Source organism: Mycolicibacterium thermoresistibile, assembly GCF_900187065.1.
GTDB lineage: Bacteria > Actinomycetota > Actinomycetes > Mycobacteriales > Mycobacteriaceae > Mycobacterium > Mycobacterium thermoresistibile.
This window is the reverse complement of record NZ_LT906483.1, coordinates 4111274-4137906: the sequence shown is the minus strand read 5'-3', so window position 1 is coordinate 4137906 and position 26633 is coordinate 4111274. Positions and strand designations below refer to the sequence as shown.

Annotated in this window: 26 protein-coding genes and 4 tRNA genes; 18 read left to right on the top strand and 12 right to left on the bottom strand. The window is 68.4% G+C overall.

Going from position 1 to position 26633, the window contains the following annotated elements:
• The first annotated feature begins 2 nt into the window (after positions 1 to 2).
• From pstC to pstB, 3 genes are read left to right on the top strand one after another with little or no spacing between them, the layout of a single operon-like run.
• Positions 3 to 1046, top strand: coding sequence for a phosphate ABC transporter permease subunit PstC (pstC, locus tag CKW28_RS19510; protein ID WP_003926213.1), 1044 nt, complete (start codon positions 3 to 5; stop codon positions 1044 to 1046).
• Positions 1046 to 1975: a phosphate ABC transporter permease PstA gene (gene pstA / locus CKW28_RS24230; protein WP_003926212.1), complete on the top strand. Its 930-nt coding sequence runs from the start codon at positions 1046 to 1048 to the stop codon at positions 1973 to 1975. Before pstC ends, pstA begins: the two co-directional genes overlap by 1 nt.
• 18 nt (positions 1976 to 1993) lie before the next feature.
• Positions 1994 to 2770, top strand: a complete 777-nt coding sequence (pstB, locus tag CKW28_RS24225; RefSeq protein ID WP_003926211.1) for a phosphate ABC transporter ATP-binding protein PstB — start codon at positions 1994 to 1996, stop codon at positions 2768 to 2770.
• Here the strand turns inward: pstB and CKW28_RS19495 are convergent.
• From CKW28_RS19495 to CKW28_RS19475, 5 genes are all read right to left on the bottom strand, one after another.
• A complete protein-coding gene (locus CKW28_RS19495) occupies positions 2746 to 3684 on the bottom strand; it encodes a hypothetical protein (RefSeq protein ID WP_003926210.1) in 939 nt (312 codons plus the stop codon). The genes pstB and CKW28_RS19495 overlap by 25 nt on opposite strands.
• 2 nt (positions 3685 to 3686) lie before the next feature.
• Complete coding sequence (gene phoU / locus CKW28_RS19490) at positions 3687 to 4352, bottom strand: phosphate signaling complex protein PhoU (RefSeq protein WP_003926209.1); 666 nt, start codon at positions 4350 to 4352, stop codon at positions 3687 to 3689.
• A 90-nt stretch (positions 4353 to 4442) separates the two neighbouring features.
• A complete protein-coding gene (locus CKW28_RS19485; RefSeq protein ID WP_003926208.1) occupies positions 4443 to 6770 on the bottom strand; it encodes an LCP family protein in 2328 nt (775 codons plus the stop codon).
• A gap of 201 nt (positions 6771 to 6971) precedes the next feature.
• Positions 6972 to 8132 carry a tRNA dihydrouridine synthase DusB gene (gene dusB, locus CKW28_RS19480; RefSeq protein ID WP_003926207.1) on the bottom strand — a complete coding sequence of 387 codons (1161 nt, stop codon included), beginning with the start codon at positions 8130 to 8132 and terminating at the stop codon, positions 6972 to 6974.
• Positions 8133 to 8136: 4 nt separating this feature from the next.
• Positions 8137 to 9141 carry an acyl-ACP desaturase gene (locus CKW28_RS19475; RefSeq protein WP_003926206.1) on the bottom strand — a complete coding sequence of 335 codons (1005 nt, stop codon included), beginning with the start codon at positions 9139 to 9141 and terminating at the stop codon, positions 8137 to 8139.
• 275 nt (positions 9142 to 9416) lie between these two features.
• On the opposite strand from CKW28_RS19475, the gene CKW28_RS19470 reads away from it, so the two are divergent.
• The 3 genes from CKW28_RS19470 to CKW28_RS19460 all read left to right on the top strand — a co-directional run bounded on the left by CKW28_RS19470 (position 9417) and on the right by CKW28_RS19460 (position 10956).
• Positions 9417 to 9860, top strand: a complete 444-nt coding sequence (locus CKW28_RS19470) for a hypothetical protein (RefSeq protein ID WP_131588049.1) — start codon at positions 9417 to 9419, stop codon at positions 9858 to 9860.
• 220 nt (positions 9861 to 10080) lie between these two features.
• Complete coding sequence (locus tag CKW28_RS19465; RefSeq protein WP_234784961.1) at positions 10081 to 10458, top strand: hypothetical protein; 378 nt, start codon at positions 10081 to 10083, stop codon at positions 10456 to 10458.
• 99 nt (positions 10459 to 10557) lie between these two features.
• Complete coding sequence (locus CKW28_RS19460; RefSeq protein WP_003926203.1) at positions 10558 to 10956, top strand: hypothetical protein; 399 nt, start codon at positions 10558 to 10560, stop codon at positions 10954 to 10956.
• On the opposite strand, the gene CKW28_RS19455 is transcribed toward CKW28_RS19460, so the two are convergent.
• Positions 10950 to 11534 (bottom strand): TetR/AcrR family transcriptional regulator, encoded by a 585-nt coding sequence (locus CKW28_RS19455; protein ID WP_040547147.1) that lies wholly within the window; start codon positions 11532 to 11534, stop codon positions 10950 to 10952. The genes CKW28_RS19460 and CKW28_RS19455 overlap by 7 nt on opposite strands.
• A gap of 70 nt (positions 11535 to 11604) precedes the next feature.
• On the opposite strand from CKW28_RS19455, the gene CKW28_RS19450 reads away from it, so the two are divergent.
• Positions 11605 to 12636, top strand: coding sequence for an oxygenase MpaB family protein (locus CKW28_RS19450; RefSeq protein WP_040547145.1), 1032 nt, complete (start codon positions 11605 to 11607; stop codon positions 12634 to 12636).
• 160 nt (positions 12637 to 12796) lie between these two features.
• Here CKW28_RS19450 and CKW28_RS19445 read toward each other — a convergent pair.
• Positions 12797 to 12872, bottom strand: a tRNA-Lys gene (locus CKW28_RS19445).
• A 138-nt stretch (positions 12873 to 13010) separates the two neighbouring features.
• Between CKW28_RS19445 and CKW28_RS19440 the strand changes: the two genes are divergently transcribed.
• The 4 genes from CKW28_RS19440 (at position 13011) to CKW28_RS19425 (ending at position 13641) form a co-directional block, all read left to right on the top strand.
• A tRNA-Glu gene (locus CKW28_RS19440) sits at positions 13011 to 13083 on the top strand.
• Between the two features lie 36 nt (positions 13084 to 13119).
• Positions 13120 to 13196, top strand: a tRNA-Asp gene (locus tag CKW28_RS19435).
• 40 nt (positions 13197 to 13236) lie between these two features.
• A tRNA-Phe gene (locus tag CKW28_RS19430) sits at positions 13237 to 13310 on the top strand.
• 61 nt (positions 13311 to 13371) lie between these two features.
• Complete coding sequence (locus CKW28_RS19425; RefSeq protein ID WP_003926200.1) at positions 13372 to 13641, top strand: hypothetical protein; 270 nt, start codon at positions 13372 to 13374, stop codon at positions 13639 to 13641.
• Between the two features lie 2 nt (positions 13642 to 13643).
• Here the strand turns inward: CKW28_RS19425 and CKW28_RS19420 are convergent, their stop codons facing one another.
• Complete coding sequence (locus tag CKW28_RS19420; protein WP_003926199.1) at positions 13644 to 15002, bottom strand: WS/DGAT/MGAT family O-acyltransferase; 1359 nt, start codon at positions 15000 to 15002, stop codon at positions 13644 to 13646.
• 81 nt (positions 15003 to 15083) lie between these two features.
• On the opposite strand from CKW28_RS19420, the gene CKW28_RS19415 reads away from it, so the two are divergent.
• Genes CKW28_RS19415 through CKW28_RS19405 form a run of 3 tightly spaced genes read left to right on the top strand, consistent with a single transcriptional unit; the run spans position 15084 to position 17101 of the window.
• Positions 15084 to 16082 (top strand): NAD-dependent epimerase/dehydratase family protein, encoded by a 999-nt coding sequence (locus tag CKW28_RS19415; RefSeq protein WP_003926198.1) that lies wholly within the window; start codon positions 15084 to 15086, stop codon positions 16080 to 16082.
• Between the two features lie 58 nt (positions 16083 to 16140).
• Entirely contained in the window at positions 16141 to 16581 is a 441-nt protein-coding gene (locus CKW28_RS19410) for an SRPBCC family protein (RefSeq protein ID WP_003926197.1), read from the top strand.
• A gap of 58 nt (positions 16582 to 16639) precedes the next feature.
• Positions 16640 to 17101, top strand: coding sequence for an SRPBCC family protein (locus CKW28_RS19405; protein ID WP_003926196.1), 462 nt, complete (start codon positions 16640 to 16642; stop codon positions 17099 to 17101).
• Here CKW28_RS19405 and CKW28_RS19400 read toward each other — a convergent pair.
• Positions 17078 to 18259 (bottom strand): pyridoxal phosphate-dependent aminotransferase, encoded by a 1182-nt coding sequence (locus tag CKW28_RS19400; RefSeq protein WP_003926195.1) that lies wholly within the window; start codon positions 18257 to 18259, stop codon positions 17078 to 17080. The two genes, CKW28_RS19405 and CKW28_RS19400, sit on opposite strands and share 24 nt — an antisense overlap.
• A 137-nt stretch (positions 18260 to 18396) precedes the next feature.
• On the opposite strand from CKW28_RS19400, the gene CKW28_RS19395 reads away from it, so the two are divergent.
• Both CKW28_RS19395 and CKW28_RS19390 read left to right on the top strand, forming a co-directional pair.
• A complete protein-coding gene (locus tag CKW28_RS19395) occupies positions 18397 to 19608 on the top strand; it encodes an acetyl-CoA C-acetyltransferase (protein ID WP_003926194.1) in 1212 nt (403 codons plus the stop codon).
• Positions 19609 to 19623: 15 nt separating this feature from the next.
• Entirely contained in the window at positions 19624 to 21768 is a 2145-nt protein-coding gene (locus CKW28_RS19390; RefSeq protein ID WP_003926193.1) for a 3-hydroxyacyl-CoA dehydrogenase NAD-binding domain-containing protein, read from the top strand.
• Positions 21769 to 21825: 57 nt separating this feature from the next.
• Here the strand turns inward: CKW28_RS19390 and CKW28_RS19385 are convergent, their stop codons facing one another.
• Together CKW28_RS19385 and CKW28_RS19380 are read right to left on the bottom strand one after the other, a co-directional pair.
• Entirely contained in the window at positions 21826 to 22455 is a 630-nt protein-coding gene (locus CKW28_RS19385) for a class I SAM-dependent methyltransferase (RefSeq protein ID WP_003926192.1), read from the bottom strand.
• Positions 22456 to 22459: 4 nt separating this feature from the next.
• Positions 22460 to 22885, bottom strand: a complete 426-nt coding sequence (locus CKW28_RS19380; protein ID WP_003926191.1) for a pyridoxamine 5'-phosphate oxidase family protein — start codon at positions 22883 to 22885, stop codon at positions 22460 to 22462.
• A 93-nt stretch (positions 22886 to 22978) separates the two neighbouring features.
• Here CKW28_RS19380 and CKW28_RS19375 point away from each other — a divergent pair, with 93 nt between their 5' ends.
• Positions 22979 to 23968, top strand: coding sequence for an LLM class F420-dependent oxidoreductase (locus CKW28_RS19375; RefSeq protein ID WP_003926190.1), 990 nt, complete (start codon positions 22979 to 22981; stop codon positions 23966 to 23968).
• A 65-nt stretch (positions 23969 to 24033) separates the two neighbouring features.
• A complete protein-coding gene (locus CKW28_RS19370; protein WP_003926189.1) occupies positions 24034 to 24378 on the top strand; it encodes a cupin domain-containing protein in 345 nt (114 codons plus the stop codon).
• A gap of 346 nt (positions 24379 to 24724) precedes the next feature.
• Here CKW28_RS19370 and CKW28_RS19365 read toward each other — a convergent pair whose 3' ends face one another.
• On the bottom strand, positions 24725 to 26374 hold the full coding sequence (locus CKW28_RS19365; protein ID WP_003926188.1) for a DNA repair helicase XPB: 1650 nt from the start codon (positions 26372 to 26374) through the stop codon (positions 24725 to 24727).
• Positions 26375 to 26633 lie beyond the last annotated feature (259 nt).

Sequence of the window (26633 nt, the reverse complement as noted above, 5' to 3'; positions counted from 1 at the left end):
CGATGACCGACAAGGCGGCTGTGACGATTCCGAATCCTGCTGACGCCGGATCGGGCGAGGCTCTGGCGATGCCCGCCCCGGCGCCGGATCCGATCTCCACCGATCCGAACCGCCACGCCAAAGTGCGGGTGGGGGACCGGGTGTTCAGCGGACTCTCGGAGGGATCCGGGGTCCTGATCGTCGCCCTCATCGGCGCGATCGGGTTCTTCCTGGTGTGGCGTGCCATTCCGGCGCTGGCCCGCAACGAGGAGAACTTCTTCCTCTACCGCGGCTCCTGGATCACCACCGACACCTCCGCGATGCATTTCGGCATCCTGGACCTGCTGCAGGTCACCGTCTTCGTGTCGGTGTTCGCGCTGCTGCTGGCGATGCCGATCGCGCTGGGGATCGCGATCTTCGTCACCAGCTACGCGCCCCGGCGGGTGGCGGGGCCACTGGCCTACATGGTCGACCTGCTGGCCGCGGTGCCCTCGATCATCTACGGCGTGTGGGGGCTGTACGTGCTCGCGCCGGTTCTGCGGCCGGTCGCCCTGTGGCTCAACGAGAACCTCGGATGGTTCTTCCTGTTCTCCACCGGAACCGCATCGGTGGCCGGTGGCGGCACCATCTTCACCGCCGGCATCGTGCTGGCGGTGATGATCCTGCCGATCATCACCGCGGTGACCCGCGAGGTGTTCGTGCAGACCCCGCGCGGCCACATCGAAGCGGCGCTGGCCCTGGGCGCCACCCGCTGGGAGGTGGTGCGCACCACCGTGCTGCCGTTCGGCATGTCCGGCTACATCAGCGGCGCCATGCTGGGGCTGGGCCGCGCACTCGGTGAGACCATCGCGCTGCTGATCATCCTGCGCGGCACCCAGGAGGCGTTCGGCTGGTCGCTGTTCGACGGCGGCTACACCTTCGCCAGCCTGATCGCCTCCGCCGCTTCGGAGTTCAACGACCAGTACAAGGCGGGCGCCTACATCGCGGCCGGCCTGGTGCTGTTCATCCTGACCTTCGTGGTGAACTCGCTGGCGCGCGCCGCGGTGGCCGGGAAAGGAAACCGCTGATGGCCACCCCGACCACCACGGCCGAACTGGACGCACCGGTCAAACCCACCACGTTCCAGCCGGTCAGCCTGCGCCGCAAGGCGGTCAACCACATGGCGACGGTGCTGGTCACCGCGTCCGTGCTGATCGCGCTGATACCGCTGGTCTGGGTGCTGGTGTCGGTGTTCGTCAAGGGCATCGGCGTGGTGACGAACACCACCTGGTGGACCCACTCCCAGGCCGGGATGACGGCGTTCGCCGCCGGTGGCGGCGCCTATCACGCGATCGTCGGCACCCTGCTGCAGGGCCTGGTGTGCGCCGCCATCTCGATTCCGATCGGCGTGTTCGTCGGGATCTACCTCGTCGAATACGGCGCCGGAACCCGGCTCGGCAAGCTCACCACGTTCATGGTGGACATCCTCACCGGGGTGCCGTCCATCGTGGCGGCGCTGTTCATCTACGCGCTGTGGGTTGCCACCCTCGGATTCGGCCGCTCCGGTCTGGCGGTGTCACTGTCGCTGGTGCTGCTGATGGTTCCGGTCATCGTGCGGTCGACCGAGGAGATGCTGCGCATCGTGCCGATGGATCTGCGGGAGGCCGCCTACGCGCTCGGCGTACCGAAATGGAAGACCATTGTCCGGATCGTGATTCCGACCGCACTGTCGGGCATCGTCACCGGCATCATGCTGGCGTTGGCGCGGGTGATGGGCGAGACCGCGCCCCTGCTGGTGCTGGTCGGCTACGCCCAGGCGATGAACTTCGACATGTTCACCGGGTTCATGGGGTCGCTGCCCGGCATGATGTACGACCAGACGTCGGCCGGCGCCGGCGCGAATCCGATCCCCACCGACCGGTTGTGGGGCGCTGCGCTGACCTTGATCGTGCTCATCGCACTGCTCAACATCGGGGCCCGATTCCTCGCCAAACTGTTCGCCCCCAAGAAGGTCTGAGCAGGTTCAGGAGAAACCATGGCCAAACGGCTCGATCTGAAAGACGTCAACATCTACTATGGCGGATTCCACGCCGTCGCCGACATCAACCTGTCCGTGCCGCCGCGGATGGTGACCGCGTTCATCGGTCCGTCCGGGTGCGGCAAGTCGACGGTGCTGCGCACCCTCAACCGGATGCACGAGGTCATCCCGGGCGCCCGGGTGGAGGGTTCGGTACTGCTCGACGGTGAGGACATCTACGCACCCGGTGTCGACCCGGTCAGCGTCCGCAAGACCATCGGCATGGTGTTCCAGCGGCCGAATCCATTTCCCACCATGTCGATTCGCGACAACGTGGTGGCCGGGCTGAAGCTGCAGGGCGTGCGGAACAAGAAGGTGCTCGACGAGGTGTGCGAACGCTCACTGCGGGGCGCCAACCTGTGGAACGAGGTCAAGGACCGGCTGGACAAGCCGGGTGGCGGGCTGTCCGGCGGTCAGCAGCAGCGGCTGTGCATCGCCCGGGCGATCGCGGTGGAACCGGATGTGCTGCTGATGGACGAACCGTGCTCGGCGCTCGACCCGATCTCCACGCTGGCCATCGAGGATCTGATCGCCAAGCTCAAGCAGGACTTCACGATCGTGATCGTCACCCACAACATGCAGCAGGCCGCCCGGGTCAGCGATCAGACGGCCTTCTTCAACCTGGAGGCGACCGGACGGCCGGGCCGGCTCATCGAGATCGACGACACCGAGAAGATCTTCTCCAACCCCAGCCAGAAGGCCACCGAGGATTACATCTCCGGCCGGTTCGGCTGACCCGGCAGCGGATCGTCCGCGGATCGTTCATCGCCGCACAGCAATTCGGCGCGTTCCCGGACATGCCACAACTCGACGGTCTGGATCAGCCAGTACGCCGCGAACTGCACGATCAGCGCGCTCTCGGCGATCAGCGCGGCGTGGCTGAACCCGTCGACGAGCACATGGATCGCGATGACGACCAGGATCGTCAGTCCCATCAGCACGGCGATCACCCGGTAGGCCCGGTGGTAGGCGCGCTGATGCGGTGAACGGGCCTGATCCTGCCGGGTGACCAGCCGGGCGGTGATCGCCACGGTGACGACGATGATCACGAACAGCAGCACCGCGGCGATCCGGTGCGCGTAGGTGTCGAAGAACTCCCGGAACACCACGAAGGCCACCAGGCCCACGGCCAGCACCAGCCGTTGACCCCACATCGCCACCGCGCCCACGGTGCTGTGCGGCTCGGAGGTTCCGGTGCTGCGGTACAACCACCAGGACGCGATCCTCGACACCACCAGCGCGATGATCAACGGCCACACGCTGATCCCGATCTCCACATCCCACCCGGCGGCGGGCAGAGGTGTCCCGCAGACGGTCCCGGGCGGCGGCACCGGGACGAACGCCACCACGAAGGCCAGGATCCCGGCCAGGTTCAGCAGGGTGTCCTCGGTGTCGCTGCCGCCGCGATAGACGATCAGCAGAGCGCCGATCGCGCACACCGCCGCGATGAACACGTTGTGCGCCGCCGAGTAGTAGTAGGCGCTGATCGAATCGAGCCAACAGCCGGCGCGGAGGCGTTCTGCGACGATCGCGGCGGCCAGCATCAACGTCATGACCACCATGCCGCCGCGCAGATACCGGTAGGTGTCCAACGCGATGTCGCGGCGTCCCGCGACGGCGGGAGCGGCGGCGGGGGTGGATCGACGCACGACTAGTGCGCGTGCATGGTCTCCGGTTCCGGGAACTCCCCGGTCACCTGGAAGATCACCCGCCGGGCCACCTCGACCGCGTGGTCGGCGAAGCGCTCGTAGAACCGGCCCAGCAAGGTCACGTCGACGGCCGCGGCCACCCCGTGCTTCCATTCCCGGTCCATCAGCACGGTGAACAGGTGGCGGTGCAGATCGTCCATCGCGTCGTCGTCATCGCGGATCTGGGCGGCCCGCTCCGGGTCGCGGGTCCGCAACGCCTGCTCGGCGGAGTTGCCCAACTCCACAGCCACCCGGCCCATCTCCGCGAAGTAGCCGTTGACCTCCTCGGGCAGCGCATGCTGGGGGTGTCGGCGCCGGGCGATCTTGGCGACGTGCAGGGCCAAGGCGCCCATCCGGTCGACGTCGGCCACGATCTGCAGCGAACTCACGATGGTGCGCAGATCGCCGGCCACCGGCGCCTGCAGAGCCAGCAGCACGAACGCCGTCTCCTCGGCGCGGGCGCTCATCGCGCTGATCTTCTCGTGGTCGCTGATGACCTGTTCGGCGAGCTCGAGGTCGGCCTGGAGCAGGGCCTGGGTGGCGCGTTCCATCGCCACACCGGCCAGTTTGCACATGTCGGCGAGCTGCTCGTTCAGGTCCGCCAGCTGCTCGTGGTACGCAGTCCGCATGAACCCACCCTACGGTGTACGGGTCAAGGAAGGCAGCACGCCGGGTAAACGCGTGGTGAATGCGACCTGGACCGACGGTGTTCTGGTCGGTCAGTCGCAGGTGCTGTCCGCGGCGTTGGTGACGGTCAGGTCCTCGGGCAGTTTGGTGGTCGAGGTGCTGGTGCCCCGCACCACCTGGACCTGCACCGGCTCGCCGCTGGGCGACGGCGGCTGCACCGAGTAGAAGTCGCTGCCCAGCACCACCCGGACCGTGTTGCCCATGCCGTTGACCTGCTCGATGGTCGGCTCGCCGAACGCGGAGGCCACCGTGGCGGCGGCCTGCTCGTTGCCGGGGGAGAACATCACGGTGGTCTCGCTCAGCGGCGTCGGGTAGTCGTTCGGTTCTGCGACGTTGAAGCCGTACTGCTCGAGCACCTGCGCGGCGCCGGCGGCCAGCCCGGAGATGCCGGTGGAGTTGGACACCTGGACCGTGACGTCCTGCGGATCGGTGGCGACGGCGTCGACGACGCTGGTGCTCGGACCGGAGGCGGAGAGGCTGTCCGGGGCGGTGGTGGTCGTGGTGGCCGACTCCGGCGTGCCGGGCACCGGGGTGTTGTCCGGGTTCTTCTCCCCGGGCAGCGGGGTGTCGTTGATGATCGCGTCGAACAGCGCCCGCATGTCGGCGGTGCGCGGCGGTTCGTTGCCGTACTCGTCGGTCTCACCGGTGGGCACCGTGACGAACGTGATCCGGCCCGCGTTCACCCCCTGGATGGACTGTCCCAGCTGCACCAGGTCCCGGGTGTCGATGTTGTCGACGTAGCTGTCGTCGATGAACATGTCGACGACGTTGTTGAGCTTCGACAGCGAGAAGAAGACCTCCTTGGAGATCAGCGACCGCAGCAACGAGGACAGGAACAGTTGCTGACGCTTGATCCGGCCGTAGTCGCCGTTGTACTCGGTGGTCACCTGCCGGGCCCGCACGTAGTTCAGCGCGGTCTGACCGTCGACGATGTGGCGGCCGGCGGTCGGGATGATGGTGCCCAGTTCGTAGTCGGTGAGCGGTTCGGTGGTGCAGACCTCGACACCGCCGAGCGCGTCGACCATGTTGGAGAAGCCGGCGAAGTCGACCGCCATGAACCGGTTGATGGACAGGCCGGACAGCTTCTGAATGACTTTGACCAGGCACTTCGGGCCGCCGAACGCGTACGCCGAGTTGAGTTTGTACTCGGTGTACACCTCCTCGGGCCCGTAGCTCTGGGAGTCCTCGTACCACACCGGCCCGTACTCACCGGTCTCCGGATCCCACGGCTCGCACTTCATCGGTTCGATGGCCAGGTCGCGCGGGAACGACACCGCCACCACCCGTTTCCGGTTGGCCGGGATGTTGACCAGGATCACGGTGTCGGACCGCACCCCGGCCGCGTCGCTGGTGTCGCCCGCACCCATCTCGGCGTTCTTGCCGATGCGGCTGTCGACACCGACGATCAGGAAGTTCTCGTCGCCGAACTGGGCGTTGGGGTCGAGGATGTCGCGGGAATCCCGGTCCAGCGCGGAGACCCGGTTCAGGCTGCTGTTCTTCGAGGTCTGCCACTGCCACGCGCCACCGGTCAGCACCAGCGCCGATGCGGCCACCAGCGCGGCCGCGGCCCGGCCGGCCAGCAGCGCCCGTCTGCGGCGCCGCCGGGACTTCGGGCGGTCCGGGGCGCTGCGGCGCGGTGATCCGACCCGGACCGGTCCCACCCGCCTCGTGTCATGCAGATCGTCGCGCGCGGTACCGAGGACGGGCAGCTCACCGGCGTAGGCGGCGACCGCCGGCAGCACGACGGTGTCGGCGTTGTCGGGATCGGGGGAGCCGCCGAAGTGCTCGGCCGAACCGGCGAACGGATCCTCGTCGGCCGAACCGGCGAAGTACGACTCGGCGGGTGCCTCCGAGATCGGCTCGAGGACCTGGGTCAGGTCATGCCGGGAGAAGTCATCGGCTGCGGGAGCGGGGGGTGTTTGGGGTGCTTGGGGCGCTTCGGGGTGGGCCCCGGTGGGCTGGGCAGACTCAGGGGGCTCAGCAGGCTCCGGGGGCTCAGCGGGGAGGTCGGCCGGTTCGGGATCAGGTTCAGCGGCGCGGCGTCGGCGTCGGCGCCGGGGTACGTGCCCGTCGGCGGCCACCTTGGCGATCAGATCGGCGACGGTGACGCCGGCCCTGTGGTCACCGGAGGGTCCGCCGGGATCGTCGGCGGCGGGATCGGACGCGACGTCGGGGTCCGGCTGGTTGTCGGCGGCGCCGGCGCCGTGGCCGGAGAGATCACGGAAATCCCGGCCGCGCTCCCACGGCGCGGCGCCTGGTGTGGGCCGCGGACTTCGGGTAAGCCATTGGTTTACCGAATCGTCGGCACCTTCCGCATGCGGTCGCCGGCGGTCAGGAGTGGCGTTGTCGCCGTCACTCATGTCCTAAACGGCCTCCGACTCTGCGTACGTGGTGCGTCCCGCTGTACATCAGCAGCACTGAGGAACGTAGCACTGAGCGATTTCAGAGAAAATCCAGCACCGGGGCAGGCTTCACCGTTGAAGCCACCTTCGACTGCGACCCCATGGTACTCAGGCATCCGGAAATCCGAGGTGTCAGAGCTGTCTCGAAATCGGCACGAGTCAGCCACCGGAGTGCATGACGTCCGCGCCGGCGGGCACCGTGCAGTCGTCCGGATCGTCCAGCCAGCCCTCGGGCAGCGTCACCGACGCCGCCGATCCCTGGCGGCCTCGCGGACCCGTCGCCGCTGGTGGGAACGGCACCGTCGGATCGAGTTGAGCGAGCAGGTCGTCCAGTTCGGCCAGGGTCCTGACCAACGCCAGCGACCGGCGCAGCTCGGCGCCGGCCGGGAAGCCGTGCAGGTACCAGGCGATGTGCTTGCGCATGTCGCGCAGGCCCTTGTCCTCGCCGAAGTGTGCGGCCAACAGCTCTGCATGGCGGCGGATGATCCCGGCCACCTCGCCCAGGGTCGGCGGCGTCGGAATGTCCCTGCCGGCAAACGCGGCGGACAATTCGGCGAACAACCACGGCCGGCCCAGACAGCCGCGGCCGATCACCACGCCGTCGCAGCCGGTCTCGGCCATCATCGCCACCGCATCGGACGCCTCGAAGATGTCGCCGTTACCCAGCACCGGGATGTCGGGCACATGCGCTTTGAGCGCGGCGATCTGCGACCAGTCCGCCGTGCCGGAATAGCGTTGGGCCGCGGTGCGGGCGTGCAGGGCGACCGCGGCGGCGCCCTCCTCGGCGGCGATCCGCCCGGCATCGAGGTGGGTGTGGTGTTCGTCGTCGATGCCGACCCGGAACTTCACCGTCACCGGGATGCCGGTGCCCTCCGTCGCCGCCACCGCCGCCGCGACGATCCGGCCGAACAGCCGGCGCTTGTAGGGCAGCGCGGCGCCACCGCCCCGGCGGGTGACCTTCGGCACCGGGCAGCCGAAGTTCATGTCGATGTGGTCGGCCAGGTTCTCGTCGGCGATCATCTTCGCCGCCCGGTAGGTGTAGTCCGGATCGACGCTGTACAGCTGCAGTGACCGCGGCGTCTCGGACGGGCCGAATGTCGTCATGTGCATGGTCGCCGGGTGGCGCTCCACCAGGGCGCGCGCGGTCACCATCTCGCACACGTACAGACCACTGACCGTGCCGGCCCGGGCGATCTCGAGTTCCCGGCACAGCGTCCGGAACGCCACATTGGTCACACCGGCCATCGGGGCCAGCACGACCGGACTGGCGAGTTCGATGGATCCGATCCGCAGCGGTCGAGTGTCGGCTGCGACCGTCATGCGGTCATGACGCCGTGGACGCCGCGAACGACTTCTTCTTTTCGGCAGCCTTCTCGGCCTGCCGTGCCTCGCGCTCCAGGCGGCGCTGCTTGGACACCTCGAACTTCTCGCAGGCCTCCTCCAGCTCCTCGACGAGCTTGCCGAGGTCGTCGCGCATCCGCGCGGCCTCGCCGGTGAAGTCCTCGCGTTCGAAGATCCGCCACTTCTTCAGCACCGGCATCACGACGTCGTCGAGGTGGATGCGCGGATCGTAGACACCGCCCACGGCGATGACCACGGCCTTGCGCCGGAACTCCGGAACGGTGAATCCGGGCATCTTGAAGTTGCGCAGCACCCGGTGCAGCGAGTGCATGGCCTGGTCCGGCGCGATCTCGAAGCCGGCCTCCGAGACGTCGCGGTAGAAGATCATGTGCAGGTTCTCGTCCGCGGAGATCCGGGCCAGCAGCTGGTCGGCGACCGTCTCGTTGCAGGCCTTACCGGTGTTGCGGTGCGACACCCGGGTGGCGAGCTCCTGGAAGGTCACGTAGATGACCGAGTCGAACAGGCTCTCGGCGAACAGGTCGCCCTGCTGGTTCTGGCCGGGGGAGAAGCCCCGGGTCATCTGCTCGACCCGCAGTTCCTCCAGCTCGACCGGGTCGCAGGCGCGGGTGACGACCAGATAGTCCCGCAGCGAGATGCCGTGCCGATTCTCCTCGGCGGTCCAGCGGTTCACCCACTGGCCCCAGGCCCCGTCCATCCCGAGGTTCATCGCGATCTCGCGGTGATAGGCAGGGAGGTTGTCCTCGGTGAGCAGGTTCTGCACCATTGCCGTCTGGGCCACCTCGGAGAGCTTGGCCTCTTCCGGATACCAGTCCTGACCGCCCAGCGCGTAGTAGTTCTTCCCGTCCGACCATGGGATGTAGTCGTGCGGGTTCCAGTCCTTGGACATGGACAGGTGCCGGTTGAGCAGCTTCTCGACGACCGGCTCCAGCTCCCGTAGGAGGTGCAGGTCGGTCAAGTTCTCGTGCATCAGGGGCCCCTCCAATTTATCTGTACCTGCCAGTAGCACTCAGAGTATCTGTGTACTTCGGTGACATTCAAGTTGCCGGGCCCGGTCGCGGGATATCGATATCGCTACTGTCATGAGGTTTTGAGACAAACAACACATCTTGCGGGCAGACCGCGCGGTAACATTTGCTGACTCGGGTCCGGGACCGTTTCCGGCCGGTGAAAGTGGTTGAAAAGCAAAATAGAAGCGTTAGGAGCCACGTGCGACGGTTCATCGTTCTCATCGCGGGTCTGGTCATGGCGACGGGGTTAGCGGTCAGCGGAGCGGGTGGAGCGGCAGCGGCCCCGAACGTGTCCGGCCGAACCTACGACGAGGCGGCCTCGGTGATCGAACGGCAGAACGGCCGGCCGGTCATCGCCGCCCGCTACGGCAGCCAGCTCAGCGAGGGCGACTGCATCGTGACCGATGCCTGGGACGGCTCCTTCGTGCGGGACGCGCAGGGATTTCCTTCCGGCACTCGAGAAGTGATGCTCGTGCTGAACTGCAACGCCCGCGTCGCGGCAGCGGGCCGGCCCGGGAACTCGGTGACCACCGAGGAGGGTAAGTCCTGGAAGACGGTCGAGCACAACGCCCGGCTGATCAACCGCAATCCGGAGGTCTGCGAGGAGTCCGCCGACACCCAGGCCTTCTGCATCCGGTTTTGCCAGCGGCACTCGGACCTGTGCTCCTACAGCGGCTGAGATGCGCGCCGGTGGAGTTTTGATTTCCCTGAGCGAAACCCGTGCCTAACACGCAGTTTGCAAAGAGTTAACCAGGCGGCATCTTTGCTGGCGTTGTCGCAGCACAACGCCCTGCTCGCGCTGCGAGGTCTGTTGCTCGCCGGTAGGCTTTCGCCCGGAATCACCGATATTTCGGAGGGCGGGGTCTATGAAGCAGTGGGGTCTTTGCGCAGGCGCGATCGTGGCCGGGGGCATGTTGGCCATCGGCGGCGCGGCGACGGCGGCGGCGGTGCCCGCGGTGGTGGGCCAGCCGTATGCGGACGCAGCGCAGGCCATCGAGGATGCCGGCGGCACACCGCGGGTGGCGTCGCGGGTGGGGACCCAGTTGTCCGACGACGAATGCATCGTCACGAACGCGTGGGAGGCGTCGTTCGTCCGGGACGCCGGTGACGAGTTCGTGCCCGACGACGGCGAGGTGATGGTCGCGCTGAACTGCAACGGCGCCCGCGCCACCGCGACCGATCCGGGCGCGTCGGTGCTCAGCCCCGAGGGCCGGGCGGCCAAGCAGGCCGAGGAAGCCCGAGCCGCCCTCGCCGCGGCGTCCGAATCCGCCGAGTAGAGCCGGGGGAGAGCCGGGCCCGATCCGGTGAATCGGGTTTCGCCCGCGTGTGTCGCGTGTATCCGGTGACATCACACCGGATCGACATGGGGGCGCGCCGTGAACACTCTCTGCGAACACCGACTGGGCCTCGGGGCGGCGGGATGTGGGCTGGCCCTGCTGCTCGGCGCCGGACTCTTCGGATCGGGCCCGGCGACCGCCGACCCTACGGTGGTCGGCGAACCATTCGGCGACGCCGCCTCGTCGCTGCGGGACGCGGGGCGCACGGTCGTGATCGGCGCCGTGGTCGGCAACAACCTCCCGCTCGAGCAGTGCATCGTCACGAACATGCGTGAGGTGTCGGCGCTGCGGCCCGCCACGGTCGACGAGGAGTACCCGCAGTACTACGCCGACGGCGGCGAGGTCCAGCTGAGCGTCAACTGCGATGTGGCTCCCCGGTCCCAGACCCCCGAACCCGGGGCCGCGGCGTCGGACACCGGGCGGGACGGCGATCAGTAGCTCGCCACCGGGTTGAGCAGGATCCCCACGCAGTAGTCGATGAACTGCTCGCGGGTGGCGGCCAGCCGGCCGTCGAGATAGGCGGTGAACAACGCCGTCAGCGCCCCGATCAGACCGGTGGCCACCATCGCCTGCAGCGCCGGGTCGGTGATGCGGGTCAGCTTGCGCTGCAGCAGGTCGATGAAGTTCGGCATCCACTTGGCGCCCGACCGGGTCAGCACCGGCTCCACCTCCGGCGCCAGCAACAGCACCCGTCCGCGCACCGGATCGTCGACCATCAGCGCCACGAAGCGCTCCACCGCGTCGCGCGGGGTATCCGCCGTCATCAGCGTCGACATCGCCCGCGCGCACACGTCGTCGTACACCGCGCGGACGAACTCGTCCCGGTCGGCGAAGCTCTCGTAGAAGTAGCGTTCGGTCAGCCCGGCCTCCCGGCACACCGCGCGAACCGTCAGCGCCGGGCCTTCGCGATGCCCGAGCAACTTCACCCCGGCGGCGATCAACTCCTCGCGCCGGAGGGTTTGACGATCCGACAGGGGCACGCCAGACCAGCGGCCCCGCCGTTGACCGGTGGACACGGTCCTCCTAAACTCACTTTGACAACATACGTAGTCAGTTTGCCTGCTGACGGGAACGGAAAGTTCACCAGTGACTCAAGATACTTCTGAGGTATGCCCAGTGACCAGTGGCTCCGTCCCGGCAGCGGGGGATGCCTCCACTGTGCCCGCAGCGGGCTGTCCGGTGTCGGCCGGGGGCTACGACGCCCCGCCGGAGGTGCTCGGGCCGGACTCGCTGACCTGGAAGATCTTCGGTGACTGGCGCGGCCTGCTGCAGGGGCCGTGGGCCGGTTCGATGCAGAACATGCACCCGCAGCTGGGTGCGGCGGTCAAGGACCACTCGATCTTCTTCACCGAGCGGATCCCGCGGTTGCTGCGTTCGCTGTATCCGATCGGCGGCGTGGTGTTCGACGGCGACCGCGCGCCGCGGACCGGCGCCGAGGTCCGCGACTACCACATCGGCATCAAAGGGGTCGACGAGCAGGGGCGCCGCTACAGCGCGCTCAACCCCGACGTTTTCTACTGGGCGCATTCGACGTTCTTCATGGGCACGATCCTCACCGCCGAACGCTTCGGCGACGGCCTCACCGAGGATCAGAAACGCCGGCTGTTCGATGAGCACATCACCTGGTACCGGATGTACGGCATGAGCATGCGGCCGGTGCCCGGGAGCTGGGAGGAGTTCCAGCAGTACTGGGACCACATGTGCCGCAACGTGCTGGAGAACACCTGGGCCGCCCGCCAGGTGCTCGACCTGTCGACGATGCCGAAACACCCGTCGCTGCAGTGGATCCCGGACTGGTTGTGGAAGCTGCAGCTGAAAGTGCTGGGGCCGTTCGCGGTGTGGGTGACCGTCGGGCTCTACGACCCGCCGGTGCGGGAACTGATGGGCTACACCTGGTCGGAGCGGGACGAGCGGCTGCACCGGCTGTTCGGCCGCGCCGTCAACCTGGCGTTCAAGCTGCTGCCGAAGCGGCGGCGGATGCATCCGCGGGCCCGGGCTGGCTGGGACCGCGCCACCGGCCGCATCCCGGCCGATGCGCCGCTGGTGCACACCCCGGCGCGCAACCTGCCGCCGGTCGAGCACCGCGGCAAGCCGATCCACTACTGCCCGGACGTCTGAGCCTGCGCGCCCGGCTCGCGGGACGCGGAAAGTGATCTTCGTCGCATCGGCCCCGGCACGATCGGGGCCGTGTGCCGTGGACTCCTGTGCGGTGGATCGATGCCACCCGATGGCACCCGTCCGCCGCATTGTGCGCAGATCGTGGCTGAGATCGTGGCTGTGGTGCCCCCACTAGGACTCGAACCTAGGACCTCCGGATTAAAAGTCCGTAGCTCTACCAACTGAGCTATAGGGGCGTGTGCGTGAAACAGAATACTGGTTCCCCGGCGTTGGGATGAGGCGGGTGAGTTTGGGGTTTTCGGTGCCTGTACCCTAAGCTATCGACGCTCCCAACGTGAGAAACGTTGCGAGTGCCCCGGAGAGATTCGGCTCAGGCCCCCTTCGTCTAGCGGCCTAGGACGCCGCCCTTTCAAGGCGGTAGCGCGGGTTCGAATCCCGTAGGGGGTACGCGTAACGTAGAGGCGTTAGGACGTCACGCAGCATGGCCCTGTGGCGCAGTTGGTTAGCGCGCCGCCCTGTCACGGCGGAGGTCGCGGGTTCGAGTCCCGTCAGGGTCGCCATCACGGCGAGGCATTTCGGTTGAGATGGCCGGAGCCGCCCGGCCAGGTAGCTCAGTTGGTACGAGCGTCCGCCTGAAAAGCGGAAGGTCGCCGGTTCGATCCCGGCCCTGGCCACCTCGAGCTTCGCGGCTCGGCCGCCGGTACGCTGGCAGCAGCCGACGAAAGCTCTCCGCCGATGATCTCTCTCCTCCGGTACTTCACGACGCTGGCGGGTGCCGCCGTGATCGCCGCGGTGCAGGCCGCCGCCGCACCGGTCGATCCGGCCGGCGACCCGCAGCCCGGCTACAACGGCGCCCCCACGGTGATCTCCGGGAAACCGGTCCCCACCCTCAACGGTGTGCCGTGCGTCGGCGGGAATCTCGGTGTGTGCGTGGGGTTCGCGCAGAATCAGCCGCGCCCGACCACCCCGCGGACCAGCGTCGGCCACAGCCCGACGGTCCGCTGAGCTCACCCCCCGACCGCCCGCTCCAGCTGCTGTAGCGAGTCCTCGAGGTGGCCGAGCAGACGCTGCAGATGCGGCACGCTGCCCCGGGCCCCCACCAGACCGAAGTCGAGGTTATCGGCGTTGGTGACCAGGGTGATGTTCAACGCCTGACCGTCCAGCACGATCGACAGCGGATAGTTCCCGGCCAGCCGGGCGCCCATCCAGTACCGTGGCTCCGGCGCCCCGGGCACGTTCGAGATGACCAGATTGAACGGCGGCGGGGCGGACGACACGACCCCCGGCACGGCGCCCAGCCCGAGCGGTGCGATCATCGCCGCCGACAACGCCATCGCCTGAACCCTGGGCAACTGGCTGAACACCCTCTTGTTGGACCGCATCGAGGAGCTGATGCGGTCCAGCCGCTCGGCCGGATCGTCGCTGTCGGTGGCCAGGTTGCACAGCACCAGACCGGTACGGTTGCCGCCGCCGGCGGACTCGTCCGCGGAGCGCAGGCTGACCGGGACCATCGCCACCAGCGGGGTGGCCGGGAGCGCGTCGTGCTCGAGCAGGTACTGACGCAACGCGCCCGCGCACATCGCCAGCGCGACGTCGTTGAGCGTCACCCCCGCGGCCTGCCGGATCCGGCGGATCCGCTGCAGCGGCCACGATTGCGCGGCCACCCGGCGGGCGCCGCCGATCCGCACGTTGAACATCGTCCGCGGCGCACCGAACGGCAGCGTCAACCGTTGCTCCAGCAGCGCCGCCCGGGCCAGCGACAGCGTGGACGGGGCCAGCGCGGCCACCGACCCGACCGCGCCGGTCGCGGACCGCAGCCGCGACACCGGGCCGGCCGGGTTGCGCCGGGGCGGCGGCAGATTCCACGGGACCCGCGCGTCGTCACCCGGATCCGTGGACAGTGTGCGCTGCATCAGCTTCATCACCGCCACCCCGTCGATCAGGGCGTGGTGCACCTTGAAGTAGATCGCCACCCGGCCGTCGGCGAGGCCCTCGACCAGGTGCACCTCCCACAACGGCCGGTGCCGGTCCAGCAGTGTGCCGTGCCACCGCGACGTCAGGTCCAGCAGCTCGCGGATCCGGCCCGGGCCGGGCAGCGCCGACCGGCGCAGGTGATAGTCGAAGTCGACGTCGTCGTCCACCGCCCAGCCGAGGTGGGCGATTCCGCCGAACAGGGTGGCCGGATGCTTGCGGAACGTCGGGTGCAGCTCCCGCCCGGCGGCCAGCCGCTGATGCAGACCCTGCAGGAACTCCGGACCCGCCGTCCCCGGGGGCGGTTCGAACAGCTGCAGGCCGGCCACATGCATCGGGTGCTCACGGGATTCGGCGAGCAGGAACATCGAATCCGCCGGTGAGATCAGCCTCATCCCTGCCGATTACCCGTCCGCGCCGATTCCACCCATCGGCCGGGGGGTTTCACCGGCACCGGCTCCGGGAACGCCACCGCCATGGCGTTGACGGTGGCGGTCACCGGTCCGACCGGTGAGATCGGGATGGCGGCCGTCGAAGCGCTGGAACGAGATCCCGCCGTCGGCCGCATCGTCGGGATGGCGCGCCGCCCGTTCGACGCGGCCGCGCACGGCTGGACCAAGACCGAATACCGGCAGGGCGACATCCTCGACCGCGAGGCCGTCGACGCGCTGGTCGCACCGGCCGACGTCGTGGTCCATCTGGCGTTCATCATCATGGGCTCGCGGGCGGAGAGCGAACGGGTCAACCTCACCGGCACCCGCAACGTCTTCCAGGCCGTGGTGGATCACCACGCCCGCACCGGGCGGCCGCGGCGGCTGGTCTACACCTCCTCGGTGGCGGCCTACGGCTACCACTCCGACAACCCGGTGCCGATCACCGAGTCCGTCGCGCCCCGCGGATCACCCGAGCACTACTACTCCGCGCAGAAGGCGGCGTGTGAGGCGCTGCTGGCCGAGATCACCGACGGCTCCGGGGTGGAGGTGTATGTACTGCGGCCCTGCATCGTGGCGGGCCCGCGGGCGCCCGCCCTGGCCGACGCGATGCCGTGGAACCAGCTGCCCAAGCCGGTCAAGCGGATCACTCAGGCGTTGCCGTTGCTGCGGCCACCCTTTCCCGATCCGGGCACCCCGCTGCAGCTGGTGCACCACGACGACGTCGCCGAGGCGATCCGGTTGGCGGCGACCACCACCTCCGCGCCGCCCGGCGCCTACAACATCGCCGCCGACGGGGTGCTGTCGATGTCGCAGGTGGCGTCGGCCCTGGGGGCGCGGCCGATCCGGGTGCCGAGGGCCGCGATGACCGCGACGTCGGAGCTCGTCGCCCGGCTGCCGTTCATCCCGTCGACGCTGGAGTGGCTGCACGTCGGCCGCACCTCGGTGGTGATGGACGTCGACAAGGCCAAGCGGCTGCTGGGCTGGACCCCCACCCACACCGCGGCGGACACCCTCGCGGCGCTCGCCGCCCGGCCGACCTGACGTGGGTGCATTCCGGCAATCCGGAGCCGGCCGGGCCGGCGCTGGCTAAGGTGCCGCCATGGCTGTCAGCGATTCCCGCGACGTGGTCATCGACGCCACACCCGCACAGATCCTCGACGTCATCGCCGATGTCGCGGCGGTGCCGGAATGGTCCCCGCAGTATCTGAGCGCCGAGGTCCTCGACGCCCACCCCGACGGCCGGCCCCGCCGGGTCAAGATGAAGGTCAAGGCCGCCGGGCTCACCGACGAACAGATCGTCGATTACACCTGGACCGACCACAGCGCGGCCTGGACGCTGGTCAGCGCCGGCCAGTTGCGGTCCCAGGACGCGAAATACACCCTGCGGCCCGACGGGACCAGGACCAAGGTCACCTTCGAGATCACCGTCGACCCGTCGGTTCCGCTGCCCGGTTTCGTGCTCAAGCGGGCGATGAGGGGTGCGATGGAGACCGCCACCGACGGTCTGCGCAAACGGGTCGAGCAGCTCTACGGCCGGTGATCGCCGCCCCCGGCGAACGGGCTGCGGCGGGCGGGACCGCTCACTACGATCGGTTGCCATGGCGGTGCGGGCATCCCGCGAAGTGGTCATCGACGCCCCGGTCGAGGCCATCCTGGACGTGCTCGCCGACATCGACCAGGTGCCCAGCTGGTCGACGCTGCACCGGCGGGCCGAGGTGCTCGACCGTCATCCCGACGGCCGCCCGCACCATGTGCGGGCCACCCTGAGGATCCTCGGCGTCACCGACAGGCAGATCCTCGAGTACCACTGGGGCCCGAGCTGGATGGTCTGGGATGCCGAGGAGACGTTTCAGCAGCGTGGACAACACGGTGAGTACAACCTGACCCCGGTGGGGCAGGACCGCACCCGGGTCCGGTTCGACCTGATCATGGAGCTCGCCGCACCGGTCCCGCATTTCCTGATCAAGCGGGGCCGCCGGATCGTGCTCGATGTCGCGACCGAGAAGCTCAAGGAACGGGTGTACCGGTGCCTGGGGTCATCCGCGCCGAAGCGCACCTAACCGGCGGATGCCCTCCTCGAGGGTTTCCGGGCGTTTGCAGAAGGTGAACCGCACCAGGTGATTCCACACCTCGGCGTGCGGCGCCGCGGGATCGCAGAACGCCGACATCGGGATCGCGGCCACCCCCACCCGCTCGGGCAGCCCGGCGCAGAACTCGGTGCTGTCGGGGTAGCCGAGCGGCCGGGGATCGGCGCACAGGAAGTAGGTGCCCGCGCTGTCGTGCACCTCGAAACCGATCTCGGTGAGCGCCGCCGCCAGGGTGTCGCGCCGGGACTGCAGCGAGTCGCGCAGCGCGGCCACCCACGCGTCCTCGTGGTCGAGCGCGTGAGCCACCGCCGGCTGGAACGGCGCACCCCCCACGTACGACAGATACTGTTTGGCCGCCCGCACCCCGGCGATGAGATCGGATGGGCCGCAAGCCCATCCGATCTTCCAGCCGGTGCAGTTGAACATCTTCGCCGCACTGGAGATCGTGACCGTGCGTTCGGCCATCCCCGGATACGACGCCAGCGGGATGTGCCGGCGCCCGGCCGGCGACGGGTAGACCAGATGCTCGTACACCTCGTCGGTGATCACCAGCAGGTCCGCCGACACCGCCAGCTCGGCGATCCCCGCCAGTTCGGCCTCGGTGAGCACCATGCCGGTCGGGTTGTGCGGCGAGTTCACGATCATCGCCCGGGTGCGCGGCGTGACGGCCCGGCGCAACGCGTCCAGATCGACCGCGAAGCCCGGCCCGTCGGTGACCAGCGGCACCGCCACCCGGTGCGCGCCGGCCATCGCGATGACGGGGGAGTAGGAGTCGTAGAACGGTTCGATGAGCAGCACCTCGGAGCCCGGTTCGACCAGGCCGAGCACCGCGCCGGCGATCGCCTCGGTGGCGCCGACGGTCACCAGCACCTCGGTGTCCGGGTCGTACTCGACGCCGTAGTGGCGTTCGCGTTGCGCGGCGATCGCCTGCCGCAGTGGTGCGATCCCGATACCCGGCGGGTACTGGTTCATCCCCTCGGCGATGGCGTCGCGGGCGATCTCGAGCATCGCCGGCGGACCGTCCTCGTCGGGGAAACCCTGCCCGAGGTTCACCGCCCCCACCCGGGCGGCCAGGGCCGACATCTCGGCGAAGATCGTGGTGGCGTACGGGCGCAGCCGCTCGACCGTCATGGAATGAGAGTAAGGTGAGTCACCCCTCCGGCAGCAGTCGCGAGGAGGAAGTCAACCAACAGGTTGGTTTATCGGCCTGTTACGCTCCGAGTCAGCGAGTATTTCGCTTTTCTCAGAACAAGGACTTGGAGAGACACATGTCCGAAGAAGCCTTCATCTACGAGGCGATTCGCACGCCCCGCGGTAAGGGGCGCAACGGATCGTTGCACGAGGTCAAGCCGATCAGCCTGGTCACCGGTCTCATCGACGAGATGCGGCGGCGCTATCCGGATCTGGACGAGAACCTGATCAGCGACATCATCCTGGGCGTGGTGTCGCCGGTGGGGGATCAGGGTGCGGTCATCGCCCGCACCGCGGTGCTGGCGTCGGGTATGCCCGAGACCACCGGCGGGGTGCAGATCAACCGGTTCTGCGCGTCGGGTCTGGAGGCGGTCAACATGGCCGCGCAGAAGGTGCGCTCCGGCTGGGACGATCTGGTGCTCGCCGGCGGCGTCGAGTCGATGAGCCGGGTGCCGATGGGTTCGGACGGCGGCGCCTGGGCGACCGACCCGGACACCAACTACACCGTCGGATTCGTGCCCCAGGGCATCGGCGCCGACCTGATCGCCACCATCGAGGGCTTCACCCGTGAGGACGTCGACGCCTACGCGCTGCGCAGCCAGCAGCGCGCGGCGGCGGCCTGGTCCGGCGGCTACTTCGCCAAGTCGGTGGTGCCGGTGCGCGACCAGAACGGCCTGGTGATCCTCGACCACGACGAGCACATGCGGCCCGACACCACCATGGAGGGCCTGGCCAAGCTCAAGCCCGCCTTCGAAGCCGTCGGCGAGATGGGCGGTTTCACCGATGTGGCGCGCCAGAAGTACCACTGGGTGGAGAAGATCAACCACGTCCACACCGGCGGCAACTCCTCGGGCATCGTCGACGGCGCCGCGCTGGTGCTCATCGGTAGCGAGAAGGCGGGCGAGTCGCAGGGTCTGACCCCGCGGGCCCGGATCGTGGCGACCGCGACCAGCGGCGCCGACCCGGTCATCATGCTGACCGGCCCCACCCCGGCCACCAAGAAGGTGCTGGACCGGGCCGGCCTGACGGTCGACGACATCGACCTGTTCGAGTTGAACGAGGCGTTCGCCTCGGTGGTGCTGAAGTTCCAGAAGGACCTCAACATCCCCGACGAGAAACTCAACGTCAACGGTGGCGCCATCGCGATGGGCCACCCGCTGGGCGCCACCGGCGCGATGATCACCGGAACCATGGTCGACGAGCTCGAGCGGCGGGGTGCGCGCCGCGCGCTGATCACGCTGTGCGTCGGCGGCGGCATGGGCGTGGCCACCATCATCGAGCGAGTCTGAGAGGCCTGAGAAACGATGGCAGAGAACACGATCAAGTGGGATAAAGACGCCGACGGCATCGTCACCCTGACGTTGGACGATCCGACCGGTTCGGCCAACGTGATGAACGAGCACTACCAGGAGTCGATGCGCAAGGCCGTCGACCGCCTGGAGGCCGAGAAGGACTCGATCACGGGCGTGGTGATCACCAGCGCCAAGAAGACCTTCTTCGCCGGCGGTGACCTCAACGGCATGATGACCATCGGCCCGGACGACGCCCAGCAGGCGTTCGACATGGTCGAAGCGGTCAAGCGGGACCTGCGCCGGCTGGAGACGCTCGGGGTGCCCGTCGTCGCGGCCATCAACGGCGCCGCGCTCGGCGGCGGCCTGGAGATCGCGCTGGCGTGTCACCGCCGCATCGCCGCCGACGTCAAGGGTTCGGTCATCGGCCTGCCCGAGGTCACCCTGGGCTTGCTGCCCGGCGGCGGTGGCGTCACCCGCACCGTGCGGATGTTCGGCATCCAGAAGGCCTTCATGGAGATCCTCAGCCAGGGCACCCGGTTCCGCCCGGCCAAGGCCAAGGAGGTCGGCCTGGTCGACGAGCTGGTCGACAGCGTCGACGAACTGGTGCCCCGCGCCAAGGCCTGGATCAAGGAGAACCCCGACGCCCACACCCAGCCGTGGGACGCCAAGGGCTACAAGATGCCCGGCGGCACGCCGAGCAGTCCGGGCCTGGCCAGCATCCTGCCGTCGTTCCCGGCGCTGTTGAAGAAGCAGCTCAAGGGCGCGCCGATGCCGGCCCCGCGCGCGATCCTCAACGCCGCGGTCGAGGGTGCGCAGGTGGACTTCGACTCCGCGTCGCGCATCGAGAGCCGCTACTTCACCCAGCTGGTCACCGGTCAGACCGCCAAGAACATGATCCAGGCGTTCTTCTTCGACCTGCAGACCATCAACTCGGGTGGGTCGCGGCCCCAGGGCATCGAGAAGACGCTGCCGAAGAAGGTCGGCGTGCTCGGCGCCGGGATGATGGGTGCCGGCATCGCCTACGTGACCGCCAAGGCCGGTTTCGAGGTCGTGCTCAAGGACGTCACCCTGGAGGCGGCCCAGAAGGGCAAGGGCTACAGCGAGAAGCTGGAGGCCAAGGCGCTGGAGCGGGGCCGCACCACCCCGGAGAAGTCCAAGGCGCTGCTGGACCGCATCAAGCCGACCGCCGACGTCGCCGACTTCAAGGGCGTCGACTTCGTCATCGAGGCGGTCTTCGAGAACACCGAACTCAAGCACAAGGTGTTCGCTGAGATCGAGGACATCGTCGACCCGAAGGCGATCCTGGGGTCCAACACCTCGACGCTGCCCATCACCGGGCTGGCCGCCGGGGTGAAGCGCCAGGAGGACTTCATCGGCATCCACTTCTTCTCGCCGGTCGACAAGATGCCGCTGGTCGAGATCATCAAGGGGGAGAAGACCTCCGACGAGGCGCTGGCCCGGGTGTTCGACTACACGCTGGCGATCGGCAAGACCCCGATCGTCGTCAACGACAGCCGCGGCTTCTACACCAGCCGGGTGATCGGCACCTTCGTCAACGAGGCGCTGGCGATGCTCGGTGAGGGTGTGGAGCCGGCCAGCATCGAACAGGCCGGTGGGCAGGCCGGCTACCCGGCCCCGCCGCTGCAGCTGTCCGATGAGCTCAACCTCGAGCTGATGCAGAAGATCGCCACCGAGACCCGCAAGGGTGTCGAGGCCGCCGGCGGCACCTACGAGCCGCACCCGGCGGAGGCGGTGGTCAACACGATGATCGAGCTCGGCCGCCCGGGCCGCGCCAAGGGCGCCGGGTTCTACGAGTACGCCGACGGAAAGCGGGCCGGCCTGTGGCCGGGGCTGCGCGAGGCCTTCAAGTCGGGCTCGTCCACCCCGCCGCTGCAGGACATGATCGACCGGATGCTGTTCGCCGAGGCGCTCGAGACGCAGAAGTGCCTCGACGAGGGCGTGATCACCTCGACCGCCGACGCCAACATCGGTTCGATCATGGGCATCGGCTTCCCGCCGTGGACCGGTGGCACCGCCCAGTTCATCGTGGGCTACCAGGGTGAACTCGGCACCGGCAAGGAGGCGTTCGTGGCCCGTGCCAAGCAGCTCGCCGAACGCTACGGCGACCGGTTCAACCCGCCGGAGTCGCTGCTCTAGTTCACCGGGGAGTTCTCAGCGCCGGGCAGACGCAGAATCGCACGGCGGCAGCCGATCTCATGCGGTTCTGCGTCTGCTCGCGGCGAACAGGTAGTAGCGCGACGCCTGGTTGCCCCGCGCCGACTCGGCCTCGACGCCTGAGGACAGCAGCGTCCAGTCGGCGCTGAACCGCTGTTCCACCTCCTCGGGGGTGATCCCGGGCACGCCGAACAGCCCGCCCGGCGTGAACGCGACGATGTGCAGCCGCGCGTCCGGGGCGGCGACGGCCGTCACCTCCCGCACGTACGCGTCGCGGTCCTCGGCGCTCATCCCGTGCAGGCAGCCGTTGTCGATGATCAGGTCGAAACCGGCGCCGACGACGTCCGGTGAGACGTCCTGACGCAGCCGGGTCACATCGGCCTGCAGGAAGTGGACGTCCACGCCCTGCGCTTCGGCTTTGGCGCGGGCCTTGTGCAGCGGTTTCTCGATGTAGTCGACGCCGGTGACCATCCAGCCGTGCCGGGCCAGATAAATCGAACTGTCACCGGTTCCGCAGCCCAGATCCAGCGCGGCGCCCGGGGGCAGCGGCTCGAAGCCCTCGACGCCGCCTTCGACGAGTCCGCGCAGACTGGCCGCCAGCGGGTGACCGTCCCACGGCGTCATACCGAGTCGATACAGCGTGCGGAACAGCAAGCGCCGTGAGGACATGGTGCTAGAAACTGCCGAGATCGGCGGACAGCCAGTGCCGGGGTTCGAGGTAGATGGCCACGTGCTCGCCCAGGTTCTCCCGCGCGAACTGCAGATACCGGTCGGCGGACTCCGCGCTGAGATAGCGGCGGGCCATCTCCGCCATCATCTCGTCGGTTCCCGGCTCGATGCGGCTGACCGGCCCGTCGACCGACACGTAGCGGGTGGTCGGCTCGGTGCGCTCGACCATCAGTGAGAAGTGCCCGGCCGCCTCGATGAGCCGGTGTTTCCGCGACCCGGATCCGGTCAACACCCACGGTTGCCCGCCGGGCTGGAACTGGTACCAGATCGGCAGCGTCAGCGGTCCGCGCCGGTCACCGGCGTAGACCGACAGCGCCGCCACCCGCGGTTCGGCCAGAAACTCTTCTCGTTCGGCTTTGGAGAGCGCCATGAAATCCCAGGCTAACCACCGGGAAAGCACCTCGCAGCGGAAAGGCCGCGCCGCCGACATGTGCGCCGGTGAAGAGTCGTAGAGTCGGGTGCCATGCGCTTCGGTTTGTTCATCCCGCAGGGCTGGCGACTCGACCTGGTCGACATCCCACCCGAGCGGCATTGGCAGGTGATGCGCGACCTCGCGGTGTACGCCGATCAGAGTGCCTGGGACTCGATCTGGGTGTACGACCACTTCCACACCGTGCCGATGCCGACCCACGAGGCGACCCATGAGGCGTGGTCGCTGATGGCGGCGTACGCGGCGAGCACGCGGTCGATCAAGCTCGGCCAGATGTGCACCGCGATGAGCTTCCGCAACCCGGTCTACCTGGCCAAGGTGGCGGCGACGGTGGACGTCATCTCGGGCGGCCGGGTGCAGATGGGCATCGGCGCGGGCTGGTACGAACACGAATGGCGCGCCTACGGCTACGGTTTCCCGCCCGCCAAGGTGCGGCTCGGCCGGCTCGACGAGGGCGTGCAGATCATGCACGACGCCTGGCTCAACGGCATCGTCAGCTTCGACGGCGAGCACTATCAGGTCGACGGCGCGATCGTGGAACCGCGGCCGCTGCAGGACGAGCGCATCCCGCTGTGGATCGCCGGCGGCGGGGAGAAGGTCACCCTGCGCATCGCCGCCAAGTACGCCGACTACACCAACTACACCTGCGACCCGGAGGGTTTCGAACGCAAGTCCGAGATCCTCGCCGAACACTGCCACGACGTCGGCACCGACTTCGAGGCGATCGTGCGGTCGGCCAACTTCAACGCGGTGCTGGGAGAGACCGAGTCGGAGGTGGCCGACCGGCTGCAGCAGGTGCGGGCCCGGCTGGTGTCCCGGGTGGGCGAGGACGCCGCCGACGGGATGGTCGACTCGATCAAGGCACCGTCCTCGGCGACCGGCACCCCGGATCAGGTCATCGAACGGCTGCAGCGGATGCGCGACCTCGGCTGCGAGTACGCGATCATGTACTTCCCCGAAGCCGCCTACGACCGGTCGGGCATCGAGATGTTCGAGCAGAAGGTCATTCCGGCGCTGAGCTGAGCCCTTCGGCGCAGTGAGGCTCGCCTTAGGTGCATTTTTGCGGGTTGTAGTGCGACGATGGGGCGATGGAGAAGATCTCACTCACCGCGCTCGCACGTCAGGAATTGGCCAGTGCGAAGGCGGCCAGCAGCGGACGCAGCGCCCAGACCATCTTCGGCGGGCATCATCGTGCGCTGCGGCAGACGTTGATGGCGCTGACCGCCGGAAGCGAACTCGCCGAGCACGACAGCCCGGGTGAAGCGACGTTGCAGGTGCTGCAGGGCCGGGTGCGCCTCACCGCCGGGCCGCACGGCTGGGACGGCTCTCCAGGCGATCACCTGATGATCCCCGCGGAACGGCACGCGCTGCGGGCGATCGAGGACTCGGTGGTGCTGCTCACCGTGGTCAAACCGGTCGGGCCGCACACCTGATCTGAATCGTCGGCCGGCGGCGTCGCATATTCGCCGTTTTTGCACTCAGGGTCGTTGTTGAGCGCTTCGAGAGCAGCCCTGTGCGCAAGAACGGCGTTGCTGCGGCGGGTGGTCGTCTGCGCTTCGCAGCCGGTGAGTTCATACGTCACGACGACGGTGGCGGTGTACGGCGATGGCCGTGTGGCGGTGGGTGGGGCGAGTAGCCGCTGTTTTCCGTCACCGGTCGAGTTCACGTCGGTCACGGCCTTCGATATTGCAGACAAGGCTGTTGGTCGGCGCGATCAACAGCCCTCGACGCAAAAACGAGGCCAGCGCAAAAAAACGACGCCGGTACGAAGCGCCGAACTCAGATCGCCGGGCCGAGTAGGTCGTCGGCGTCCTTGATGATGTAGCCGTACCCCTGCTCGGCCAGGAACCGCTGACGGTGGGCCGCGTATTCGGCGTCGAGGCTGTCGCGCGACACCACCGAGTAGAACACCGCGCCGCCGCCGTCGGCCTTCGGCCGCAGCAGCCGGCCCAGCCGCTGGGCCTCCTCCTGCCGCGAACCGAACGTCCCCGAAACCTGCACCGCCACGGAGGCTTCCGGCAGGTCGATGGAGAAGTTCGCGACCTTGGACACCACCAGCGTGGAGATCTCCCCGCGGCGGAACGCGTCGAAGAGCGCCTCGCGTTCGGCGGTCTTGGTCGAGCCCTGGATGACCGGGGCGTCCAGTTCCCTGCCGAGCTCTTCGAGCTGCTCCAGATAGGCGCCGATCACCAGGGTCTGCTCACCCTGGTGCCGTTCCAGGATCGACTTGACCACCGCGACCTTGGTGTGCGCCGTCGAGCACAGCTTGTAGCGTTCCTCGGGTTCGGCCGTCGCGTACAGCATCCGCTCGTTGTCGGTCATCGTCACCCGCACCTCGATGCACTCGGCCGGCGCGATCCAGCCCTGGGCTTCGATGTCCTTCCACGGCGCGTCATACCGTTTCGGGCCGATCAGGCTGAACACGTCGCCCTCCCGGCCGTCCTCGCGGATCAGCGTGGCGGTCAGCCCGAGCCGCCGCCGCGACTGCAGATCGGCGGTCATCCGGAACACCGGCGCGGGCAGCAGGTGCACCTCGTCGTAGATGATCAGCCCCCAGTCGCGGCTGTCGAACAGTTCCAGATGCTTGTACACCCCCTTGCTGCGGCGGGTGATGACCTGATACGTCGCGATGGTGACCGGCCGGATCTCCTTGCGTTCGCCGGAGTACTCGCCGATCTCGTTCTCGGTCAGCGAGGTGCGGGCGATCAACTCGCGTTTCCACTGCCGGCCCGCCACCGTGTTGGTGACCAGGATCAGCGTGGTGGCCTCGGCCTTGGCCATGGCCGCCGCGCCGACCAGCGTCTTACCGGCGCCGCACGGCAACACCACCACACCCGAGCCGCCGGACCAGAACGAGTCCGCCGCCATCTGCTGATAGTCACGGAGCTGCCAGCCGTTCTGCTCGAGGCGGATCGGATGCGACTCCCCGTCGACGTAGCCGGCGAGGTCCTCGGCCGGCCAGCCGATCTTGAGCAGCATCTGCTTGATCCGGCCGCGTTCGCTGGGATGCACCGCGACGGTGTCCTCGTCGATGCGGGCGCCGAGCATCGGGGCGATCTTCTTGTGCCGCAGCACCTCCTCCAGCACCGCGCGGTCCAGGCTGACCAGCGTGAGCCCGTGCGCCGGATGCTTCACCAGCTGCAGCCGGCCGTACCGGGCCATGGTGTCGACGACGTCGACAAGCAGCGGCTGCGGCACCGCGTAGCGCGAATAGGTCACCAGCGCGTCGACCACCTGTTCGGCGTCGTGCCCGGCCGCGCGCGCGTTCCACAACGCCAGCGGGGTGATGCGGTAGGTGTGCACATGCTCGGGGGCGCGTTCGAGCTCGGCGAACGGGGCGATCGCGGCCCGGGCCGCACCCGCCAGCTCGTGATCGACTTCGAGCAGCACCGTCTTGTCGGACTGCACGATCAGAGGTCCGTCTGTCATGCGCCTTCCGTCCCAGCCATGCAAAAACCTTCCCGCCGGCACGCGCCCCGGCCATCTCGACCACTATATTTGCGCGTTCGGACAGCACCGCTGACACCGGCCTTCACCTGCGCAAACGTCATTCGCGCCGAAGAGGCGCGGCGAGTCGGGCGGATCGGCTCGTCAGGACCAGACGAGCGGCGTAAGGTCGGCGGCACCGTGTTCCGTAACGGGGGCAACACGGGGTGCCCCGTTGTTGTTCCCGACGCCGACAGCGATG

Bases quoted from the DNA above. Each gene is read 5' to 3' on its own strand.
- pstC (WP_003926213.1), top strand. From the start codon at position 3: ATGACCGACAAGGCGGCTGTGACGATTCCGAATCCTGCTGACGCCGGA.
- pstA (WP_003926212.1), top strand. From the start codon at position 1,046: ATGGCCACCCCGACCACCACGGCCGAACTGGACGCACCGGTCAAACCC.
- pstB (WP_003926211.1), top strand. From the start codon at position 1,994: ATGGCCAAACGGCTCGATCTGAAAGACGTCAACATCTACTATGGCGGA.
- phoU (WP_003926209.1), bottom strand. From the start codon at position 4,352: ATGCGGACTGCGTACCACGAGCAGCTGGCGGACCTGAACGAGCAGCTC.
- CKW28_RS19485 (WP_003926208.1), bottom strand. From the start codon at position 6,770: ATGAGTGACGGCGACAACGCCACTCCTGACCGCCGGCGACCGCATGCG.
- dusB (WP_003926207.1), bottom strand. From the start codon at position 8,132: ATGACGGTCGCAGCCGACACTCGACCGCTGCGGATCGGATCCATCGAA.
- CKW28_RS19475 (WP_003926206.1), bottom strand. From the start codon at position 9,141: ATGCACGAGAACTTGACCGACCTGCACCTCCTACGGGAGCTGGAGCCG.
- CKW28_RS19470 (WP_131588049.1), top strand. From the start codon at position 9,417: ATGGCGACGGGGTTAGCGGTCAGCGGAGCGGGTGGAGCGGCAGCGGCC.
- CKW28_RS19425 (WP_003926200.1), top strand. From the start codon at position 13,372: ATGATCTCTCTCCTCCGGTACTTCACGACGCTGGCGGGTGCCGCCGTG.
- CKW28_RS19420 (WP_003926199.1), bottom strand. From the start codon at position 15,002: ATGAGGCTGATCTCACCGGCGGATTCGATGTTCCTGCTCGCCGAATCC.
- CKW28_RS19415 (WP_003926198.1), top strand. From the start codon at position 15,084: ATGGCGTTGACGGTGGCGGTCACCGGTCCGACCGGTGAGATCGGGATG.
- CKW28_RS19410 (WP_003926197.1), top strand. From the start codon at position 16,141: ATGGCTGTCAGCGATTCCCGCGACGTGGTCATCGACGCCACACCCGCA.
- CKW28_RS19405 (WP_003926196.1), top strand. From the start codon at position 16,640: ATGGCGGTGCGGGCATCCCGCGAAGTGGTCATCGACGCCCCGGTCGAG.
- CKW28_RS19400 (WP_003926195.1), bottom strand. From the start codon at position 18,259: ATGACGGTCGAGCGGCTGCGCCCGTACGCCACCACGATCTTCGCCGAG.
- CKW28_RS19395 (WP_003926194.1), top strand. From the start codon at position 18,397: ATGTCCGAAGAAGCCTTCATCTACGAGGCGATTCGCACGCCCCGCGGT.
- CKW28_RS19390 (WP_003926193.1), top strand. From the start codon at position 19,624: ATGGCAGAGAACACGATCAAGTGGGATAAAGACGCCGACGGCATCGTC.
- CKW28_RS19385 (WP_003926192.1), bottom strand. From the start codon at position 22,455: ATGTCCTCACGGCGCTTGCTGTTCCGCACGCTGTATCGACTCGGTATG.
- CKW28_RS19380 (WP_003926191.1), bottom strand. From the start codon at position 22,885: ATGGCGCTCTCCAAAGCCGAACGAGAAGAGTTTCTGGCCGAACCGCGG.
- CKW28_RS19375 (WP_003926190.1), top strand. From the start codon at position 22,979: ATGCGCTTCGGTTTGTTCATCCCGCAGGGCTGGCGACTCGACCTGGTC.
- CKW28_RS19370 (WP_003926189.1), top strand. From the start codon at position 24,034: ATGGAGAAGATCTCACTCACCGCGCTCGCACGTCAGGAATTGGCCAGT.
- CKW28_RS19365 (WP_003926188.1), bottom strand. From the start codon at position 26,374: ATGACAGACGGACCTCTGATCGTGCAGTCCGACAAGACGGTGCTGCTC.